The organism is Enterobacter cloacae complex sp. (assembly GCF_900322725.1).
Classification (GTDB): Bacteria; Pseudomonadota; Gammaproteobacteria; order Enterobacterales; family Enterobacteriaceae; genus Enterobacter; species Enterobacter quasihormaechei.
Map to the genome: position 1 here is coordinate 3,908,018 of NZ_LT991957.1, position 19,859 is coordinate 3,927,876.

Here is a 19,859-nt window from a genome sequence, read left to right on the forward strand (position 1 = left end):
CGCTCGAAGGAGAGGTTAATGGAAAGCAAAGTAGTTGTTCCGGCGGAAGGTAAAAAGATCACCCTGCAAAACGGCAAGATTAACGTTCCTCACAACCCGATTATTCCGTTCATCGAAGGTGATGGTATCGGCGTAGACGTTACCCCGGCAATGCTGAAAGTGGTTGATGCCGCTGTTGAGAAAGCCTACAAAGGCGAGCGTAAAATTTCCTGGATGGAAATTTACACCGGTGAAAAATCCACTCAAGTTTATGGCCAGGACGTCTGGCTGCCAGCCGAAACGCTGGACCTGATCCGCGACTATCGCGTTGCTATCAAAGGCCCTCTGACCACGCCAGTTGGCGGCGGCATTCGTTCCCTGAACGTGGCGCTGCGTCAGGAACTGGATCTGTATGTGTGTCTGCGTCCGGTACGTTACTACCAGGGCACCCCAAGCCCGGTTAAGCACCCGGAGCTGACCGACATGGTTATCTTCCGTGAAAACTCAGAAGACATCTACGCCGGTATCGAATGGAAAGCGGATTCTGCTGATGCAGAAAAAGTGATCAAATTCCTGCGCGAAGAGATGGGCGTGAAGAAAATTCGCTTCCCAGAGCATTGCGGTATCGGCATTAAGCCGTGCTCCGAAGAAGGGACCAAGCGTCTGGTGCGTGCAGCTATCGAATACGCTATCACCAACGACCGTGACTCTGTGACCCTGGTGCACAAAGGCAACATCATGAAGTTCACCGAAGGCGCGTTCAAAGACTGGGGCTACCAGCTGGCGACCGAAGAGTTCGGCGGTGAGCTGATCGACGGCGGCCCATGGCAGAAGATTAAGAACCCGAACACCGGTAAAGAGATCGTCATTAAAGATGTGATCGCCGATGCGTTCCTGCAACAGATCCTGCTGCGTCCTGCTGAGTATGACGTGATCGCCTGTATGAACCTGAACGGTGACTACATCTCTGATGCGCTGGCAGCTCAGGTTGGCGGTATCGGTATCGCGCCGGGCGCGAACATCGGTGACGAGTGCGCCCTGTTCGAAGCCACTCACGGTACTGCACCGAAATACGCGGGCCAGGACAAAGTCAACCCAGGCTCTATCATTCTGTCCGCAGAGATGATGCTGCGTCATATGGAATGGTTCGAAGCCGCAGACCTGATCGTTAAGGGTATGGAAGGCGCGATTAACGCGAAAACCGTCACCTATGACTTTGAACGTCTGATGGAAGGCGCTAAACTTCTGAAATGCTCAGAGTTTGGCGACGCGATTATCGCGAACATGTAATCCACTCGCTGGGTTAAATGACAACGGGAGCCTGAGGGTTCCCGTTTTTTATGCACAAACGACGGAAAAACGCTATGAACCATGATATCCCGCTCAAGTATTATGACATCGTCGATGAGTATGCGACTGAAACGGCGAAACCGGTCGAAGAGGCAGAGCGTACGCCGCTGGCACGCTATTTCCAGCTGCTGCTCACTCGCTTATACAACAATGAGGAAATCAGTGAAGAGGCGCAGCGGGAGATGGCCGTCGAGGCGCATATTGATGAAGCGCGCATTGACGATATCGCAAACTTTCTGAATCAATGGGGCAATGAATAACGCTTCATCGCGTTGAGTCTGCCAGCAGGCTGGCCAGGTCGCGCCGGGTTAACGATTTTGAAAAGTACCAGCCTTGCACGAGGGCATCAGGATATCTCTGGGCGATAAACTGATATTGCGTTTCGCTTTCGACGCCCTCAAACACGAGGGTTTTGTGCAGCTTAGCGAGCGCGTCGCAAAAGATCGCCAGAATATCCTGTTTATAATGCTCGTTGATGCCATCCACTAACGACTTATCCACTTTGATTTCGTCATACTTGAGGTTTGACAGCCTGGCCAGATTAGAATTTTGTACGCCAAAATCGTCTATGGAAATTTTGACGCCTGCCGATTTAAGCTCCTCACAAAACTCTTCAAGGATGGCCGAGGTGGACACGCCATTCTCGGATAATTCGACCTTTATTAACGATAAGGGAAGCGCGTGCTGTAGGCATTCATGGCGTAATACCGCCAGGAATTTGCCGTCTTCAATTTCCGTTCGCCCAACGTTCAGTGAAATCATGAGCTGATGTTCAGTGGCCAGCGCGGCAATTTCCGACAGGGATTTTTTAATCATGTTCCGGTAATAAACGTTATACAGCCCAATTTTTTTAATCAACGGGATAAACAGCTCGGGAGAAACCTCTTTGTGGTTGTTATCCTGCCATCTCGATAACACTTCAACCCCAACGATTTTCTTATCAGCAACCCGAATAATGGGTTGAAAGTGTACGCTGATGGTATTCGCTTTCACCGCCTTGACCAGCGTACGCTCCAGAGAAAACCGGTCTTCGTAAAGTCGCAGAGAAAACAGCGTCAGCGATACCCAGATAAAGTATAAAAACAGGCACAGTAGCACCATCACTACGCGGGACAGCGATGCCAGTCCGGCGTTGTGATGGGTGACGGTAACGCACAAATCCCAGCGGGTGCTGCACTGCGTCACGGTCTGCGTGAATAGCAGAGACGACAGGCGGCTAAGGTTATCTGTAGGAGACGTAACGGTGAAAAAGGTCCGGTCGAAATCTTTCGTGGAAGAACGAAGTGAATAATTGGCGGTAACGGGAGAAAATTTATCGTAGGCTGAACGTGACGTGAAGATAATAAGATGGTTATAAATTGTCGCATTGCCCACAAAGAAATCTTTCTGTGAAAATTGCGCCAGGCTGAATCCGTTCAGAGTGTCATGAAGCTCAGAGGGAAGGGCGATGGGATTTGCCAGCTTGCCCCAAAATGCGGTGCAGGTGATTTTCCCATTTTCAATAAACCCCACATCGGCGAAATAGAGACTCTGCATTTTTAATTTACGGTAGTCGTTCAGACTCGCGCTATCGCATCCCTTCGCGGTAGTCGTTTTAAGAGTGCTGGCGATAATTTGCGTCAAGTCTTCAGAATAGCGTAACAGCGTGTGGGAGATCTCCCTCTGCCGGTCCTTTTGCTGTTCAACGATGATGGCGTTAACAGCATACAGCGACAGGACGACCAGAAAGGTTGAGATGATAGCAACGCTAATGGCCTTCTTCATATTCCTGCTGTCCCGCCACGTCCTGAGGTGCAGGGATCTTAACACAGGTCATAAAAGCTACAAGTATGAGAGAAGAGCCAGCACGGTATCGCCGTGCAGGCTACACCATTCAGAACCACTCAAACCGTGTGGAGAGCAGTAACAGTAGCGTACTGGCAGAAACAAGATTCAGGCAGATGACAAATTTGCTCGATACGTTCATGTTATCAATTCATTGCTGTTCAGTAGCCACAGAGAATAGCGTTTCGCCACCTGCGATAAAACGCCAGATTTTGGTGGGGTTAGGCAAAAAAAAGCCCACTAAAAAGTGGGCAAGAAATACTGGAAGCAATGTGAGCAATGTCGTACTGAATACCTGAGTGATTTGCTCAACTATTCAGTATTGAGAAAGATAATCTTTCTCAACAAAAGATGCAACCCCACGATTCATGTGGAACGGCAAATTTTTACTGTTCAGATTTTACTCAAACGAACCGTGTGATTCTTATCACAAATTTCCTTTCTCAAATCCTGTGCTATCCTTTTCTGTGTCGTTGATTTAATGACAAAAACCATACGGAGAGGAAAGCTATGGGAATTTTATCCTGGATTATCTTTGGGCTGATTGCGGGTATCCTGGCGAAGTGGATTATGCCGGGCAAAGATGGCGGCGGTTTCATCGTCACGATCATTCTGGGGATTGTGGGTGCAGTCGTTGGTGGCTGGATCAGTACCCTGTTCGGCTTTGGCAGAGTTGATGGCTTCAACTTCGGCAGCTTTGTCGTCGCGGTGATTGGCGCGCTGGTTGTTCTGTTTATCTACAGAAAAATCAAAAGCTAAATCTGAACTGTGTTAAAAAAGGCTGCCTGATGGCGGCCTTTTTACTTTGGGTTACCACCAGCCCAGCTGGGTACCGGCTACGGCTACGATGGCCACAATCAGCATGATGAGGGTCGTTTTTCTCACTTATGCCCCCGGCGCGGCGTATCCGCCAAGGAAAAACCAGCCTAAAAACACCACCGCCGTGATAAAAATTACAACCGGAAAGAGGATCCCTATTCTCATGCCATCACCTGTTTGAGTTTGTATAAGGCCGTAGAGTGTACGGTTTTAATCTAACGCGACAAAGCCTGTTTTGCTTTTTCCCTTCTTATCCTGATACATCGCGAGGTCTGCGGTGCGCAGGGCGCTATCTTCATCCGTGCTGTGAGGGTCCACAATAACGACGCCATAGCTTGCACCGGGATAGAGAATAGTGACATTTCCTAACCCGTATTCGCCCGCGATACGACCGTTAAGGCGGGTTTTGATTGCGTTGACCTCTGAGCTGGTGTCGCCATCATTGCTGTTACTCAGGCTGGCAACCAGAAATTCATCGCCGCCGAGCCGGCCGATAATTTCGTCCTGCGTTTGCTCGTGCGTCAGCCGATTGCCGACCTGAATGAGGAACCGATCGCCCGCTTCATGACCGTACTGGTCATTGATTCGCTTGAAATCATCAAGGTCAATAAAGGCAATCATGACGTTGCGGTTAAGATGGCGCGCCAGTGAGAACAGGGTGGTGAGATTTTCAAAAATGGCGCGACGGTTTGGCAGGCCGGTAAGGGCGTCGGTGTATGAGTAGGCAATGAGCGCGGCGTTGGCTTCGCGAAGCTGAAGCACCAGCGACTCTTTCTGAATGTACTGACCAATTAGCCCGGCAAAGAGTCTGATTACCTGCTCGCCACGCTCGCTGAACTGTTTCTGTGCGGTGCTTGCCGCGCAAAGCGTGCCGTACAAGGTACCGTCAGCAAGGTGAACCGGCACGCTCATATAGGTCGTAATCCCCAGCGCTTTTGCAGCCTCACATTCTGGCCAGCGTTCAGGCACCTCGTTACTGAACAACGTGTCGCTATCCATGGCGCGCTTACACAGCGTTTCGTCCCAGGGCACGCTGAACCCTTCCGGGATCTGCATTTGCTTACTGTTACGGGCATATAAAATGTGCTGTAAACGCGCATTGATATCGATTTTGGTCAGGTAGGTTGATTCCATATCGGTCACAATTTCCAGCATTTCCAGTAACTGACGCACCAGACTGTCGAGAGATTGCTCGGTGGCGAGGGTTTCTGAAACACGGGCAAGAATGATATCTGACATAAAGCAGGTTGACTCCCATGCAGAAGGCCTCTGTATCTGCATGTTATGCTGAAATTATAGACTCCGGTCATAGTTAAACATGAATAGGGGAAATTTTATATATTCTTCTGGAAACCAGGGCGGGCGCGCTAAAAAAAGCCCCGACGCGAAGGCCGGGGCAAAACATCTTGATTACGGAATGATGTTCTCTGGTCAGAGTGAGAACAGACCCCACTATAGGGACGAATCGTGCAGGTTTAATGGAGAAATCATGGAGAAAACGGCGATGACCCGTTACTCTGACGTTTTCAACACCCTGAAGGATCGTGAAAATGAAATATCTTTTCCTGGCACTGGTACTTCCGTTGGCCGCATGTTCAACAAAGACACCCCCTCCCGATGCGCCTGAGCCGCCGCACGCTATTGGTATGGCAAACCCAGCGTCAGTGTACTGTCTGGAGAAAGGGGGAGAGCAAATCCCTGTTCAAAGCCCTCAGGGCGTACGTACCGAGTGCAAACTGCCAGGCGGAGAAACGATCGATGAATGGGATCTCTACCGCCGCGATCATCCGCAACCGACCAGATGACAACGGCAATAAAACTGCGATACACTTCTCTTTAGGATTATTCTTAGCCAGTTTCTGGCAGCACGTTTGCGAGAAGAAGTATGTTTCAGTTAAAACCGGGCAGCATGGCGATGATCGTGGGTGCGCGTACGACGGCAGGCCGTCGAAATATTGGTAAATCTGTTGAGCTGTTTGGCCTCTGTCAGCCAGGCCAGCGTTTTGTGAACCCGGTCAACGGCGTCATGACGCAGTTACCCGCCACGTCAGCGCGCCCGCTGTGGCTGGTCACCGGTGATGTCTACGCATTTGATAACCAGCACGGTTTTGCGTTTGTTCGCCCGGAACATCTGATGCCGCTGACGCCGGACGAGATGCCACGCATCGTTGATGAGCTGGCGATCGGCTAATCAAAATCTCCGCAGCCAGTCCGCCAGCACCCGCGCGTGATTCTGCTCCGTATTTTTCGCACCATAGAGTAGCGTCACGGTTTGCTGTCGGGCGAGGGCTGCCAGGCGTTTGCCTTCATCCTGATGCTGCGCCAGCTCTTTTCGATAGGCTTCACTGAACGCGGTGAAATCGATCGCTTCACCGTGGAAGGCTTTACGCAGTTCGCTCGACGGCGTTAGCGATTTGCACCACTCATCGTAGGCGAGATCGCTCTTTTTCATTCCTCGCGGCCAGAGTCTGTCTACCAGCACCCGGTAACCATCGTCTGACGTTGCCTCTTCATACACGCGTTTGCATTGAATCATCCGTTTTCCTCCCTACCGTGTGACGTTCAGCAAGAACACTATAGCACCAGGCTTTTATCCACCCAATTTAAGGTATTGTGATAATTGCAAAAGATCGGTAGTCTGAGGTTCCTTATGTTATCTGAAAATCCTCCGGCATAAGGAATCTCTCATGGAACTCTCCCCGGTTAAAACGACGCTGCGCATTGCGCTGGTTGGTGATTACAATCCCGATGTTATTGCGCACCAGGCTATCCCGCTGGCGATTGATGACGCCGCTGCGGTTCTGGATCTCACCGCGGATTATGACTGGCTCGCCACGCCTGAGCTCACCAGTCCCGAAGACCTGGTCGGTTACGATGCCATCTGGCTGGTTCCGGCAAGCCCGTATAAAAACACCGAGGCGGCGTTTATTGCTGCGCGTTACGCGCGCGAAAACAGCATCCCCTTTCTCGGCACCTGCGGCGGTTTCCAGCATGCGCTGATTGAATATGCGCGCAACGTGCTGGGCTGGCACGATGCAGGCCATGCCGAAACCGATACCGAAGGGAGGATGGTGATTGCGCCGCTGGCCTGTTCGCTGGTGGAACAAACCGACGCGATCGAACTGCGGAACAACACCCTGATTGCCAAAGCGTACGGAAAGCCGGAAATTCAGGAAGGGTATCACTGCAATTACGGCGTCTCGCCTGAGTTTGCCCGGCAGCTTGAGCGGGGCGACATGCGCGTGACGGGCTGGGACGAGCAGGGCGAGATCCGCGCGGCAGAGCTGGTGACCCATCCCTTCTTTGTGATCACCCTGTTCCAGCATGAGCGGGCCGCGCTGAAAGGGCGCCCGGTAGTACTGGCCCAGGCCATGCTGCGGGCGGCGCAGGGATAAAAAAAGCAGACCGAAAGGTCTGCCTTGTGTGTCAGCGGGGTGTGATTTCCCGATCGCGCCCGGCCAGCATGCCGCACAGGGCCATCACCACCGCAGCCAGCGCGCAGGCGAGCAGCGGAATGTGCCAGTCTCCGGCGGTATCGTGAATTTTCCCCATCAGCGGTGGCCCACAGGCCGCCAGAAGATAGCCAATGGACTGCGCCATGCCGGAGAGCGCGGCGGCCTGATGGGCCGAACTGGCGCGCAGCCCGATAAAGGTCAGGCCGAGGATCATGGTGGCGCCGGATCCAAAGCCAAACACCAGCGTCCAGACGACGGCCAGCTGCGGCGCAAACCAGAACCCGGCCGCGCTTACGGCGCACATCAGGGCGACAAGCCCGGCAATGCCACGCTGATCGCGAAGACGGTGCAGGATAAGCGGAATGGCGAGACCGGGAACAGCGGTGGCCAGCTGGAGAAGGCCGTGCATGGAGCCCGCCTGCGTTTCGCTGTAGCCGTGGCTGATCAGAATTGCGGGCAACCAGCCGATTATGACGTAGTAAATCAGTGAGTTGATGCCCAGAAAAAGCGTCACCTGCCAGGCAAGGGCGGATCGCCAGATGGCCCGGTTGTGCAGCGCGCCCGCTCCCGTCAGGGTAGCGGCGGGCTTCTGGCGCCATTGCGGTAACCACAGCAGCAGCGCCACCAGCGGGAAGAACATCAGCATCAGCAGCGCCCCGTGCCAGCCGGCATTCCCCAGCGACAGCGGGACGATCAGCGCCGACCCTGCGGCAGCGGCGGCCCCCATCGTCAGCGAATACGCCCCCGTGAGTTTTGCGACCTGGCCCGGAAAATCGCGTTTGATTAGTCCGGGTAACAGGACATTGCCCAGCGCAATCCCGCAGCCAACAACCGCCGTACCGATAAACAGCAGCGACGCCGACGGCAGCGAACGGATGCCAATCCCGATGCATATCAGCAGCAGCGCGATAAAAAGGCTGCGCTCCATGCCCAACCGCCGGGCGACGCCTGCGGCAAGGGGAGAGATTAAGGCGAAGGCCAGCAGCGGCAGCGTCGTGAGCAGACCGGTTTGCGCCGTGCTTAAGCCATAGTCCTGACGGATGGTGTCGAGCAGGGGGGCGACGCCGGTAAACGTGACGCGCAGCGTCGTGGCAATCATCAGGATACCTGCAACCAGCAGCGCACCCTGTTTCCCGGAAGGTTGAATAGCAGTAGTCATTATTGTCTCTTACGTTCAGGCGAGCGCATACAATACCGATTTAAGTCGTGGTTGAAATCAGGCTAAAATGACAGTTTATCGCTAATATCGGACAACTTTATGTACGGACTGGGGCTCGACGGCTACGATCCCGACAGCCAGCACGATGCGGCGGTGGCCTTTCGCATCCGCGTGGTGGCACAAGAACAATTTATTCCGCTTCATCAGCACCGCAAAGGGCAGCTGATTATGGCGCTGGGTGGGGCGATAACCTGCGAAGTGGAAAACGCGATGCTGATGGTGCCGCCCCAGTATGCTGTGTGGATCCCGGGTCAAACGCCGCACAGCAACAGGGCGACGCCCGGCGCGCAGCTCTGCCTGCTGTTTATTGAACCCGGTGCGCTCGACCTGCCGGCGCGTACCTGTACGCTGAAAATATCGCCCCTGGTGCGGGAGCTGGTGCTGGCGCTCGCGGACAGGTCGCGGGAAGAGCTGCCGCTTCCCGCGACTGGCCGACTGGTTGACGTCCTGTTTGACGAACTGCCCCTGCAACCGCAGGAGCATCTCCAGCTGCCGGTTTCTCCGCATCCGAAAATTCGCCTGATGAGCGAGACCATGGCAAACGAGCCTGCCGCCTGGCAGACGCTGGCCCAGTGGGCCAGCCACTTTGCCATGAGCGAGCGCAATCTGGCACGGCTGGTGGTGAAAGAGACCGGGTTAAGCTTTCGCCGCTGGCGACACCAGCTCCAGCTGATTGTCGCGTTGCAGTTTCTGATCGGCGGGAAATCAGTACAGCAGGCGGCGCAGGCGCTGGGGTATGACTCCACCACCGCCTTTATCACCATGTTTAAGAAAGGGCTGGGGCAGACGCCCGCCCGCTATATCGCCAGCCTGACTACGACTTCCCGATAAACAGCGAAACCAGCCCGGCAGCAATCAGCGGGCCAACCGGCACGCCACGAAACAGCGCTACGCCCAGCACGGTGCCCACCAGCAGGCCGGCCACCAGTGAGGGCTGGCTGCTCATCAGCGTCACGCCGCGTCCGCCAAGCCAGGAGACAAAAACACCCACCGCAATCGCCACCAGCGATTTCCAGTTCACAAAGGAGTGCAGCAGCGTTGAGGCCGGCAGCGTTCCGCTGGCAATCGGTGCCATCACGCCGATGGTCAAAATAATGATCCCGATGGTTAGCCCCTGTTTTTCAATCCACGGGAAGAAGGTGTTTAGCGGCGTAACGCGAACGATGATCAGTACCAGAATGGAAATCGCGACGGTGGTGTTGTGGCTGATAAAACCCAAAGCAGCCAGGGCCAGAAGTATAAGCAGAGTAGGGTCGAGCATGACGGGATCCTTGCCAAAAATAGTAAGCCTGCTTACTTTACGCGCAAACGCGACGGCAGGCAGGCTTTAGAGAAAAAATTGTCTATTTTTGGGCGCTTGCCTGAAGTCAGTTTACCAGTTGCGGGATAAGCGGACTCCCGTCGCGGATAAACACCGGGATGGTTTCCAGCGTCGCGGGCACCCGGATATGCTCCCCGCCGGGGTAGCGTTCGCCGTTAAGGGCGACCCAGCTATTGCCATTCGGTAACCAGACATCGCGCTCACGCTGACCGGCCTGCATAACCGGCGCCACGAGAAGATCTTCGCCAAAAAGATACTGATCTTCACACGCCCAGCTCTGCTTATCCTGCGGATAGTGCCAGAACAGCGGACGCATTAGCGGGTCTCCGTGCAGATGCGCCTGCTGGTACAGCGCGTCAATATACGGGCGCAGGGTTTCGCGCACGGTAAGCCAGTGCTGCATGATGGCGTAATTCTCTTTTCCGTAACTCCACAGCTCATTAGGCGAACCGCTGTTACATTGAGGAATACCGTCCCGATAGCGCTCCGGGGGCTGGATCTGCGGCTCGCGATAGCCGTGCATGCGCAGAACCGGCGTAAACACCGCCCACTGGAACCAGCGGATCAGCAATTCGTGGAACGCCGGGTCGTTGACGTTCCCTCCCTGGAAGCCGCCGATATCGGTAGTCCACCACGGGATCCCCGCCAGCCCCATATTCAGTCCGGCGGCGAGCTGATTGCGAAAAGCATGGAACGAGGAGTGGACATCACCCGACCACGCCAGCACGCCATAGCGCTGGCTGCCAGCCCAGGCGCAGCGTACCAGGTTAACTATCTCAGTTTCACCGTTTGCCTGTAGCCCATCGTAAAAGCCCTGCGCAAAATCGCGCGGGTAGCGGTTGCCCACTTCCAGCACCGGACCGGCGTGGTAGCGATAGTTATCAAAATCATAGGCGCGGTACTCCGGTTCCGCTTCGTCGAGCCAGAACAGTTTGATGCCCAAATCGTAATAATTTCGCTTCACCGTATCCCAGACAAACTCGCGCGCTTCGGGATGCGTGGCGTCAAAGAACGTCGTATTGCCCATAAAATCGAGGTTAACCTGCACGCCGCGTTCACTGCTGACAAGCCACCCTTTGGCTTTCATCTGCGGGTAGAGGGGGCTGCGCGCCTCTACCGTTGGCCACACCGACACCATCAGCGCAATACCCATTTCGCGCAGCTCATCGACCATTGCTTTAGGATCGGGCCAGTCCACGGGATCGAAGCACCAGGTGCCCTGATTCGGCCAGTGGAAAAAGTCGATGACCATGACCGACAGCGGCAGGTTACGGCGGCGATACTCCCGCGCGACCTCCAGCACCTCCTGCTGGGTGCGGTATCGCAATTTACACTGCCACAGCCCGCTGATAAACGCCGGGGCTGCCGGGGGCATACCGGTGGCTTTCACATACTGGCGGGTGATCTCCGCCACCGTGTCAGCGGCGGTGATCCAGTAGTCCATTTCACCTGTGACCCGGGCGCGCCATTCCGTCTGGTTTTTTGCAAAGCTGGCTTCGCCAATCGCCGGGTTGTTCCACAGCAGGCCATAGCCAAGGCTGGACTGCATAAAGGGGACGCTTGCCTGGGAGTTGCGCTGCGCCAGTTCCAGCGTGCAACCTTTCAGATCCAGCCACGGCTGTTGATACTGACCCATGCCATAGAGGCGTTCTTCCGGACGCGATTCAAACCGGACGGTGAGCTGATATTTGCCGCCCATCAGCGGCTTAAATTCGCGGCCATCCAGCTTCAGGGCGCTGACGTATTTATCCTGACTCTTCTCGCTGGCACCGATACCGACCGTAGAACGCTGGCGCCACATCTCCTCCAGCAGCAGCTCACCGCGCTGATTGTAGAAGGCCAGCTGACCTTTAAGGTTCAGCCTCGCGGTGATATTGCCGTTGCGCAGCGTCAGGCTTTCCGCTTCGGCGACGATTTCAGCCTCGCAAGGTGCAGCGGGTAACAGCGCCTGCAAGGCTTCATCGAACGTCGGGGAACAGGTGGCCCTGACGCGCAGGCTGTTTTCCCCCCAGGGTTCAATACGCAGGATCTGACGTTCAAAACGCCACTCGATACTGTTGGAATGATGAATCAGCTCACTCATGGATAACGCGTCCTTCTAAACGGGGTGTTTGGCGAGATGGATAGACTGCATAGTGCTGTCGTCGAGCTTGTACCAGCGCAGCGTGGCAAACGCGCAGAGCGACAAGATGCCAGGCACGAGGGTGAAGAGGGCAATGATGCAGTACATCGCCGTGGTGGTCTGTTCCGGGGCATTGGCCACATAGCCGCTTAAGCCCAGCGTCCAGCCAACAACCGCGCCGCTGATTGCCATCCCCAGCTTGAGTACAGCGAGGAAGGTGGAGAAGATCACGCCGTCCATGCGTTTGCCCTGTTTCCATTCGCCGTAGTCGGCGACGTCTGCCATCATCACCCACATCAGCGTGGTGGTGGCCTGGTAAAGGGTGGAGACGATGAACGTCATAGGTACCAGAATCAGCACCGACTTAGGCGCAAAGAACAGGGCGATACTGAGTACTCCCGCCAGCACGGAACAGTAGCCAAACATCTGCACTTTACTCACGTTCTGCGTCAGACGTTTAGCCAGCGCGCTGCCTGCGGCTTTTCCGAGAATATGCGCGCCGAGCATCCACATAAAATAGCTCGCGCTACCGAGATAATACGTGACGAAATACATCATTGCGCCAAGGCGAATAACGCCAAAACCAATGTTGGTTATTACCAGTACGGCGACAACACGCCATTGGTCGTTTCGTAATAAATCCCTTAGTTCCGCAAGATAATTATTGTGGGTGGCGGGAGCCTTAATACGCTCGCGCGTATTGGCGAAGCAGATCCAGAACATGACGACCGCGACGGTCGCCATAATGGCCATCGCCCAGCGGTAGCCCAGTAATTTATCGTCGCCGCCTAAAAATTCTGCCAGCGGCATCATAAAGAATGTCGACAGCGCGCCGCCCAGCGTGGCCAGGAAAAAGCGATAAGACTGGAGGGAAATTCGCGCATCGTTGTCAGGGGTAATTACCGCGCCCATAGAGCAATAGGGGATATTAATCGCGGTATACATCAGCATCATCAGGGTATAGCTGACGGTCGCGAAAATCATTTTACCATGCAGATCGAGCGACTCCGGTACGGCGTAGGTCAGCAGACAGCTTGCCCCAAAGGGCAGCGCCAGCCACAGCATCCACGGGCGGAATTTGCCCCAGCGTGTACGTGTCCTGTCGGCGATATAGCCCATCGCCGGGTCTATTATGGCATCGGCGGTTCTCGCCAGAAGAAACATAGTGCCCACAAATGCCGCAGGCAGTCCCACTACGTCCGTATAGTAAAACGTCAGAAAAATAATGACGTTATCCAGCCCAATATGGCTCGCCATATCGCCTAACCCATAACTGATTTTTTCTTTACGGGTAATTATTTCGGTCATTGTATTCACCTTGCCAGTGTAAGGTTTATTTATGAGGTGCTCCGTTATCAGAGTTAACCATGATGAAAAGGTTAACAATTGCGAGATCTGGCATCGGGGTTACGTTAATTACTTTTCGTGATACCGGTAACAAATAAATCATATAATGAGTGACTTTGCGCAGCGGAAAATATTTCGCTCAGAATCGTTTCAGCGGCAATTAGTCGTTTTATTTATGCATCGCTGTCATGTCGCTGTCATTTGGCGGGGGTAAAAAAGGGGGGGGCGGGGCAACGCTGAGGGCATCATGAACGATCCTATGTTTGTCGAAACGCTGGTTATCTCTTCTTCGTTTTTTATCATCGCGATTATTCTGATCGCGTCCGTGCTGCTGCTGGAAAACGGCTGACCGTTAGCCAGCCTCTGTATTTATTGTTTCCGGAAGGTCACAAGCTCAGGACGGGCGATGCGCAGATAGTCCTGGGTATCCATAATCACCGACTTTTCCAACAGGCCAGCGTTAAAGGCGATCTCGTCGAAACGCTCAAACAGCAGCGGATCGGCGACCAGCGTCAGATCCGGATGAAAGCTGAACGGGGGAATGGCGCCGAAAACGCAGCCGGTAAGGGCATCAACTTCCGCCGGACTGGCGAGTGAGGCCTTCAGCCCACCGAAATGGCGGGCAAGCAGGCTCAGATCGGCCTGACGATCGGCGGCGAGGATAGCCAGAATATGTTTCTTTACGCCGTTGCCTTTTACCTTGCAGACCAGCGCTTTTGCACCCTGCCGAATATCGGTCCCGCGAATTTCACTGACCGCTTCGCATTTGCCAACGGCCTCATGCTCCATCACGCGAAAGTGCGCACCCTGTTCGGTTAATAAGCTGATAAGCTGCTGATGGGTCGTCGTCCCAGTCACGTCACCAGACATAATGAATTCACCTGTGATTTGCCAATACGCAGTTTGTTACCTTAGCACGGGACGGAGAGGGCTGAAAGAAAACAGCCAGCGGGAGCGCTGGCTGTTGGGTCATGCATTGCTGGTGGACGATTGCTTCTGGAACAGTTCCCTGAAGACCGGATAGATGTCATCCTGGTCACGAATGTGCTGCATCGCGAAGTTATCGAACATCGCTTGCAGATGCTCATATTCACGCCACAGCGTCTGGTGGGCGCGACGGGTAATTTCAATGTAGCTGTAGTAACGCACCACCGGCAGGATCTTCTTCGCCAGAATTTCATGACACAGCGGCGAGTCATCCGCCCAGTTATCACCATCCGATGCCTGCGCGGCATAGATGTTCCACTGCGCAGGATCGTAGCGCTCCTTCACCACCTCATCCATCAGCTTCAGGGCGCTCGACACGATGGTCCCACCGGTCTCCTGCGAGTAGAAGAACTCATGTTCATCCACCTCTTTTGCCTGAGTATGATGGCGAATGTAGACCACCTCCACGTTCTTATAGGTTCTGCTCAGGAACAGATAGAGCAGAATATAAAAACGCTTAGCCATATCCTTCGTCGCCTGATCCATTGAGCCTGATACGTCCATCAGGCAGAACATCACCGCCTGGCTGGACGGCTCCGGACGTTTTTCGTAGTTCTTGTAGCGCAGATCGAAAGTGTCGATAAACGGTACCCGGTCGATCTTCGCCCGCAGTTCGGCAATCTCTTTACGCAGGCGCTCCTCTTCCAGCAGCTGCGCCGGTTCCGTGTTTTCAACCACCTTCAGGCTGGTTTCCAGCTCGCGCAGTTCGCGCCGTTTACCCGCCGTCATCGCCGTACGTCGCGCCAGCGAGTTTTGCAGGGAACGCACGACGCTGATGTTGGCGGGCACGCCGTTTGCGGTATAGCCCGCGCGATGGGTTTTGTATTCATTGAGCTGGCGGTGCTGATTCTTTTTCAGATTCGGCAGGGCCAGATCTTCGAACAGCAGGTCGAGATACTCGTCTTTGGATATCTGGAAGACAAACTCATCCTGGCCTTCACCGTCCTGGCTGGCTTGCCCCTGACCGCTGCCAGAACCGCCGCCTCCGCCTTGTGGCCGCTCGATTCTGTCATTCTGGACGAAGTGGTCATTTCCTGGGTGCACGCGATGGCGAAGGCCGCCACGCCCCTGATGAAACATCGGTTCGCTGATGTCATCGTTGGGGATGGAGACGGATTCGCCGCTGTCGACGTCGGTCACCGAGCGTTTGTTGATGGCCTCGGAGATCGACTGTTTAATTTGCGATTTATAACGGCGCAAGAAGCGCTGGCGATTCACCGTGCTCTTGTTTTTGCCGTTAAGACGCCGGTCAATAAACCAGGTCATATATCCCCCGTACTGCATTTGCCAACTTTCAGCGGCCCGGTCAGCAAAGGCGCTGCCGGGCACTTGTGTTAAGACGATTTGCGCACGCGCAGATACCATTCGCAGAGCAGGCGGACCTGTTTGCGGGTATAGCCTTTCTCCATCATACGGTCGACAAAATCGTCGTGCTTTTTCTGCTCGTCGGTGGAGGTTTTGGCGTTAAACGAGATGACCGGCAACAGCTCTTCCGTGTTGGAGAACATTTTCTTCTCGATAACCGTGCGCAGTTTTTCGTAGCTGGTCCAGTTTGGATTGCGGCCGTTGTTATGCGCTCTGGCGCGCAGCACGAAGTTCACAATCTCGTTTCGGAAGTCTTTCGGGTTGCTGATCCCGGCCGGCTTCTCGATTTTTTCCAGCTCCGCGTTCAGGGACTCACGGTCAAACAGCTGGCCGGTGTCCGGGTCGCGGTACTCCTGATCCTGGATCCAGAAGTCAGCGTAGGTGACGTAGCGGTCAAAGATGTTCTGGCCGTATTCGGAATAGGATTCCAGGTAGGCGGTCTGGATCTCTTTGCCAATGAACTCGGCGTATTTCGGGATCAGGTAGCCTTTCAGAAACTCCAGGTAGCGTTCAGCCTGCTCCTGCGGGAACTGCTCGCGTTCAATCTGCTGTTCCAGCACGTAGAACAGGTGGACCGGGTTAGCGGCCACTTCCGCGTGGTCGAAGTTGAAGACCCGGGAGAGGATCTTAAACGCAAAACGCGTCGACAGGCCGTTCATCCCTTCGTCAACCCCGGCGTAATCGCGGTATTCCTGGTACGATTTCGCTTTCGGGTCGGTATCCTTCAGGCTTTCCCCATCATATACGCGCATTTTCGAGTAGATGCTGGAGTTTTCCGGCTCTTTCAGGCGCGACAGGATAGAGAAGCGCGACAGCGTTTCCAGGGTTCCCGGCGCGCAAGGGGCATGCATTAGCTCACTGTGGTTGAGCAGTTTTTCGTAAATCTTGATCTCTTCGGAGATCCGCAGGCAATAAGGCACTTTGACGATATAGACTCGGTCAAGGAACGCCTCATTGTTTTTGTTGTTTCGGAAGGTTACCCACTCAGATTCGTTCGAGTGAGCGAGGATAATCCCGTTAAACGGCAGGGCGGAGATACCTTCCGTCCCGTTGTAGTTGCCTTCCTGCGTGGCGGTCAGCAGCGGATGCAGCACTTTAATCGGTGCTTTAAACATCTCGACAAATTCCATAATCCCCTGGTTGGCGCGGCACAGCGCACCGGAATAACCGTAGGCATCCGGATCGTTTTGCGCGTGATGCTCCAGCTTACGGATATCGACTTTACCCACCAGCGCCGAGATATCCTGGTTGTTCTCGTCACCGGGCTCGGTTTTAGCGATGGCGATCTGCTCAAGAATGGATGGCCAGACCTTCACGACGCGGAATTTGGTGATATCCCCACCAAACTCATGCAGACGTTTTGCCGCCCACGGCGACATGATGGTGCCGAGATAGCGGTGCGGAATGCCAAACTCTTTATCCAGAATCTGCGCATCCTCCTGCGGGTTAAACAGGCACAGCGGATGGTCATTCACCGGGCTGCGCTCGCCGTTGGCGCTCAGGACGTAGATCGGCACGCGCTGCATCAGCGCCTTCAGCCGTTCAGCCAGGGAGGATTTACCCCCGCCGACAGGACCCAGCAGATAAAGGATTTGCTTCTTCTCTTCCAGCCCCTGAGCGGCATGCTTCAGGTAGGAGACGATCTGCTCGATGGCGTCTTCCATGCCGTAGAACTCTTCAAACGCCGGGTATCGGGCGACCACCCGATTCGAAAATAGACGGGAAAGCCGTGGCTCCAGGGCAGTATCGACCATGTTTGGCTCACCGATAGCCATCAATAGCCGTTCTGCCGCATTGGCATAGGCACTGCGATCTTGCCGACAAATGGTAAGAAACTCCTGCAGTGTGAACTCTTCGTCCTTGGCAGCTTCATAGCGCTGGCGATAGTGATCGAATATATTCATGGCATGCCGTCCTTTCGTTTTTTAGCACAGGATAAGAGCCGTTCGTATGAGTAGTGGAGGCTCCCGGAAGAGAATTTTTCGCACCTCACCTCCAGAGCAGCAACCTGTGTGCCAGGTCGAAAGCTATGAACCGCAGGGTGTTCAGCAAAACCTCTTCTTAAATTAAAGCGTAGATGGCAATTGCAAAACTTGCATACGCATAAAATCTACTTTCAATGACATATCAATAACTCATCCAAAAATTTCCACTGTGGTTATAAGCGAAAAGGGGGTTTTTCATTTAGCGTTCACATAAATGAAAGCGGGTTGTCATCTGAAAAATGAAAAATAACGGGTTAATCAAACGGATTAGCGCGCAAAAAATTTTGGGATGTACGGGAATGGCGGTTACACTTCACCCGCTGATTATTTGACTACAGGAAAGAATGGATTGTGACCAAACTCAAACTTCTGGCATTGGGCATCCTTGCCGCGACCGCAGCGAGCACCGTACAGGCTGAGAGCCAGTGGACTGTTGGCGCGGGTGCTGGCGTGATCAACAGCCCGTACAAGCAGTATGACCGCGACGTTTATCCTGTCCCCGTTGTCACCTATGAAGGCGATAACTTCTGGTTCCGTGGATTGGGCGGCGGCTATTATCTGTGGAACGATACGGCCGATAAGCTCTCCATCATGGCCTATTACGATCCAACGCACTTTAAACCAGGCGACAGCGACAGCAATGCGCTTCGTCAGCTGGACAAGCGCAGAAGCTCGCTGATGGCGGGGCTTTCATACGTGCATAACACCCAGTATGGCTTCCTGCGCACGGCGCTGGCGGGCGATACCCTGGACAACAGCAACGGCTTCATCTGGGATCTGGCGTGGCTTTATCGCTATACCAACGGCGCGGTGACCCTGACGCCGGGTATCGGTGTGCAGTACAGCAGCGAGAATTACAATGACTACTACTATGGCGTGTCTAAGGCTGAGTCTCGCCGCAGTGGTCTGAATAGCTACAGCGCTGATGATGGCTGGGATCCGTACCTGGAACTCACCGCCTCCTATAACTTCCTCGGCGACTGGAACGTGTACGGCACTGGCCGTTATATCCGTCTGAGCGACGAAGTGAAGGACAGCCCGATGGTCGACAAGTCCTGGTCCGGCATCTTCTCCGTGGGTGTGACCTACAAGTTCTGATTTGAACGTTATCTATTAAAACGGGGCGCTTGCGCCCCGTTTGTTTTTGTTATGCCTGACGTTTCACAATCTTGATCGTCTGGCCTAAGCGGGACGGTTTTTCTTCGCTGGTTTTCTGCGGCGCAGTCACACACGCGGTTTCCACACACACGAAGGTTTTGTAACCGTCGTCCGGGATGTCCGCCATGCTGACGGAAAGGGCCGGGCCCGGGTTCCAGCCGACCACGTTGCTGTGGTGATGATGAACCACTTCAATACCGCGGTTCAGCGCGCTGTCGTGGATCACGCTACAGGCTTCCGGGTGCAGGTAAACGCGGTCGGTACGATCCGGGAAGCTCTGCACGCCATCGTCCAGCTTGCCTTCTTTCGCGTTATCCACTTTGTCGATGAAGGTATCGCCCAGTCCGCTCACCTTAACGGCCTGGATGTCGCCTACGTTGAAATAGGTGTGCAGCGCGGAGGTGGTTTCGAATTCGCCGTGCGCTTCCAGCTCAATTTCGCAGGTTTTACCCAGCTTGAAGCGGGCATACAGAGTGAACTCGTGTGGCCACAGGGCGCGTGTTTCATCGTTCGCCTGGAGCTCAAAGGTCAACACCGCGCCGTTATCATCTTCGTTATGCGCCTTCAGCGTCCACTGCTGGTTACGGGCGAAACCGTGAGACGGTAAACCCTGCTGCGCTGACGGGCCAAACCATGGCCAGCAGATCGGTACGCCGCCACGGATCGCCGCCCCTTTTTTGAACGAGGTGGCATCGCTCAGCCACAGGCCTTCTTCTTCGCCTTCTGGTTTCCAGGAGAGCAGGTGGGCGCCATTGAGCGCTACGGAGGCTTTAACGCGCGGATGATCGACGACGATGAGATCGGCACCGTCAATCTGACGGCGGGAGAGCACAGGGGTAAGTTGTTCGACTACCGGAAGTGCAAAAATTTTATTAATCATTAAGCAATCCTCTGTCTAAAAAACAATAAAAAAGGCGACCGAAGTCGC

Annotated in this window: 22 protein-coding genes; 9 read left to right on the forward strand and 13 right to left on the reverse strand. The window is 54.5% G+C overall.

The features are described 5' to 3' along the window. Positions 1-18: 18 nt before the first annotated feature. Both icd and DBR02_RS19235 read left to right on the forward strand, forming a co-directional pair. On the forward strand, positions 19-1,269 hold the full coding sequence (icd, locus tag DBR02_RS19230; RefSeq protein ID WP_045327001.1) for an NADP-dependent isocitrate dehydrogenase: 1,251 nt from the start codon (positions 19-21) through the stop codon (positions 1,267-1,269). A gap of 74 nt (positions 1,270-1,343) precedes the next feature. Further along, the gene (locus DBR02_RS19235; protein WP_063866392.1) at positions 1,344-1,589 is read left to right on the forward strand and encodes a YmjA family protein; all 246 of its coding nucleotides are present in this window, start codon (positions 1,344-1,346) and stop codon (positions 1,587-1,589) included. Positions 1,590-1,593: 4 nt separating this feature from the next. Here DBR02_RS19235 and DBR02_RS19240 read toward each other — a convergent pair whose 3' ends face one another. Together DBR02_RS19240 and yncL are read right to left on the reverse strand one after the other, a co-directional pair. Continuing rightward, positions 1,594-3,093 carry an EAL domain-containing protein gene (locus DBR02_RS19240; RefSeq protein ID WP_107535143.1) on the reverse strand — a complete coding sequence of 500 codons (1,500 nt, stop codon included), beginning with the start codon at positions 3,091-3,093 and terminating at the stop codon, positions 1,594-1,596. Positions 3,094-3,202: 109 nt separating this feature from the next. Continuing rightward, positions 3,203-3,295 carry a stress response membrane protein YncL gene (yncL, locus tag DBR02_RS19245; protein ID WP_071524166.1) on the reverse strand — a complete coding sequence of 31 codons (93 nt, stop codon included), beginning with the start codon at positions 3,293-3,295 and terminating at the stop codon, positions 3,203-3,205. A 368-nt stretch (positions 3,296-3,663) separates the two neighbouring features. On the opposite strand from yncL, the gene DBR02_RS19250 reads away from it, so the two are divergent. Continuing rightward, positions 3,664-3,912 carry a GlsB/YeaQ/YmgE family stress response membrane protein gene (locus DBR02_RS19250; protein WP_003857896.1) on the forward strand — a complete coding sequence of 83 codons (249 nt, stop codon included), beginning with the start codon at positions 3,664-3,666 and terminating at the stop codon, positions 3,910-3,912. A 126-nt stretch (positions 3,913-4,038) separates the two neighbouring features. On the opposite strand, the gene DBR02_RS19255 is transcribed toward DBR02_RS19250, so the two are convergent. Together DBR02_RS19255 and DBR02_RS19260 are read right to left on the reverse strand one after the other, a co-directional pair. Beyond that, the gene (locus DBR02_RS19255) at positions 4,039-4,137 is read right to left on the reverse strand and encodes a YoaK family small membrane protein (protein WP_015570793.1); all 99 of its coding nucleotides are present in this window, start codon (positions 4,135-4,137) and stop codon (positions 4,039-4,041) included. A 45-nt stretch (positions 4,138-4,182) separates the two neighbouring features. Then, positions 4,183-5,211 carry a sensor domain-containing diguanylate cyclase gene (locus tag DBR02_RS19260; protein WP_107535144.1) on the reverse strand — a complete coding sequence of 343 codons (1,029 nt, stop codon included), beginning with the start codon at positions 5,209-5,211 and terminating at the stop codon, positions 4,183-4,185. Positions 5,212-5,522: 311 nt separating this feature from the next. Here DBR02_RS19260 and DBR02_RS19265 point away from each other — a divergent pair, with 311 nt between their 5' ends. After that, positions 5,523-5,777 carry a putative hemolysin gene (locus tag DBR02_RS19265; protein WP_077221079.1) on the forward strand — a complete coding sequence of 85 codons (255 nt, stop codon included), beginning with the start codon at positions 5,523-5,525 and terminating at the stop codon, positions 5,775-5,777. Positions 5,778-5,857: 80 nt separating this feature from the next. After that, positions 5,858-6,163 (forward strand): hypothetical protein, encoded by a 306-nt coding sequence (locus DBR02_RS19270; RefSeq protein ID WP_063449028.1) that lies wholly within the window; start codon positions 5,858-5,860, stop codon positions 6,161-6,163. Here DBR02_RS19270 and DBR02_RS19275 read toward each other — a convergent pair whose 3' ends face one another. Next, positions 6,164-6,508, reverse strand: a complete 345-nt coding sequence (locus DBR02_RS19275; protein WP_063866395.1) for a DUF488 domain-containing protein — start codon at positions 6,506-6,508, stop codon at positions 6,164-6,166. A gap of 151 nt (positions 6,509-6,659) precedes the next feature. Between DBR02_RS19275 and DBR02_RS19280 the strand changes: the two genes are divergently transcribed. Then, positions 6,660-7,367, forward strand: a complete 708-nt coding sequence (locus DBR02_RS19280; RefSeq protein ID WP_107535145.1) for a CTP synthase C-terminal region-related (seleno)protein — start codon at positions 6,660-6,662, stop codon at positions 7,365-7,367. 31 nt (positions 7,368-7,398) lie between these two features. On the opposite strand, the gene DBR02_RS19285 is transcribed toward DBR02_RS19280, so the two are convergent. Beyond that, the gene (locus tag DBR02_RS19285) at positions 7,399-8,586 is read right to left on the reverse strand and encodes a CynX/NimT family MFS transporter (protein WP_107535146.1); all 1,188 of its coding nucleotides are present in this window, start codon (positions 8,584-8,586) and stop codon (positions 7,399-7,401) included. A 99-nt stretch (positions 8,587-8,685) separates the two neighbouring features. Between DBR02_RS19285 and DBR02_RS19290 the strand changes: the two genes are divergently transcribed. Further along, complete coding sequence (locus tag DBR02_RS19290; RefSeq protein ID WP_107535147.1) at positions 8,686-9,477, forward strand: AraC family transcriptional regulator; 792 nt, start codon at positions 8,686-8,688, stop codon at positions 9,475-9,477. Here the strand turns inward: DBR02_RS19290 and DBR02_RS19295 are convergent. The 3 genes from DBR02_RS19295 to DBR02_RS19305 form a co-directional block, all read right to left on the reverse strand. Then, positions 9,461-9,907, reverse strand: a complete 447-nt coding sequence (locus DBR02_RS19295; protein ID WP_063449023.1) for a DUF441 domain-containing protein — start codon at positions 9,905-9,907, stop codon at positions 9,461-9,463. The two genes, DBR02_RS19290 and DBR02_RS19295, sit on opposite strands and share 17 nt — an antisense overlap. A gap of 106 nt (positions 9,908-10,013) precedes the next feature. Further along, positions 10,014-12,050, reverse strand: coding sequence for a glycoside hydrolase family 31 protein (locus DBR02_RS19300; protein ID WP_107535148.1), 2,037 nt, complete (start codon positions 12,048-12,050; stop codon positions 10,014-10,016). 15 nt (positions 12,051-12,065) lie between these two features. Then, positions 12,066-13,397: a glycoside-pentoside-hexuronide (GPH):cation symporter gene (locus DBR02_RS19305; protein WP_107535149.1), complete on the reverse strand. Its 1,332-nt coding sequence runs from the start codon at positions 13,395-13,397 to the stop codon at positions 12,066-12,068. Positions 13,398-13,683: 286 nt separating this feature from the next. On the opposite strand from DBR02_RS19305, the gene yoaI reads away from it, so the two are divergent. After that, positions 13,684-13,785: a small membrane protein YoaI gene (yoaI, locus tag DBR02_RS27010; protein WP_226842027.1), complete on the forward strand. Its 102-nt coding sequence runs from the start codon at positions 13,684-13,686 to the stop codon at positions 13,783-13,785. A gap of 20 nt (positions 13,786-13,805) precedes the next feature. Here the strand turns inward: yoaI and DBR02_RS19310 are convergent, their stop codons facing one another. From DBR02_RS19310 to yeaG, 3 genes are all read right to left on the reverse strand, one after another. Beyond that, positions 13,806-14,306: a YbaK/prolyl-tRNA synthetase associated domain-containing protein gene (locus DBR02_RS19310; RefSeq protein WP_107535150.1), complete on the reverse strand. Its 501-nt coding sequence runs from the start codon at positions 14,304-14,306 to the stop codon at positions 13,806-13,808. A 99-nt stretch (positions 14,307-14,405) separates the two neighbouring features. After that, the gene (locus DBR02_RS19315) at positions 14,406-15,689 is read right to left on the reverse strand and encodes a YeaH/YhbH family protein (RefSeq protein WP_063449020.1); all 1,284 of its coding nucleotides are present in this window, start codon (positions 15,687-15,689) and stop codon (positions 14,406-14,408) included. A 68-nt stretch (positions 15,690-15,757) separates the two neighbouring features. Next, complete coding sequence (gene yeaG, locus DBR02_RS19320; RefSeq protein ID WP_063449019.1) at positions 15,758-17,692, reverse strand: protein kinase YeaG; 1,935 nt, start codon at positions 17,690-17,692, stop codon at positions 15,758-15,760. 432 nt (positions 17,693-18,124) lie between these two features. On the opposite strand from yeaG, the gene DBR02_RS19325 reads away from it, so the two are divergent. After that, a complete protein-coding gene (locus DBR02_RS19325) occupies positions 18,125-18,871 on the forward strand; it encodes a MipA/OmpV family protein (RefSeq protein WP_063866429.1) in 747 nt (248 codons plus the stop codon). 49 nt (positions 18,872-18,920) lie between these two features. Here DBR02_RS19325 and DBR02_RS19330 read toward each other — a convergent pair whose 3' ends face one another. After that, entirely contained in the window at positions 18,921-19,811 is an 891-nt protein-coding gene (locus DBR02_RS19330) for a D-hexose-6-phosphate mutarotase (protein WP_107535151.1), read from the reverse strand. Positions 19,812-19,859: the final 48 nt, after the last annotated feature.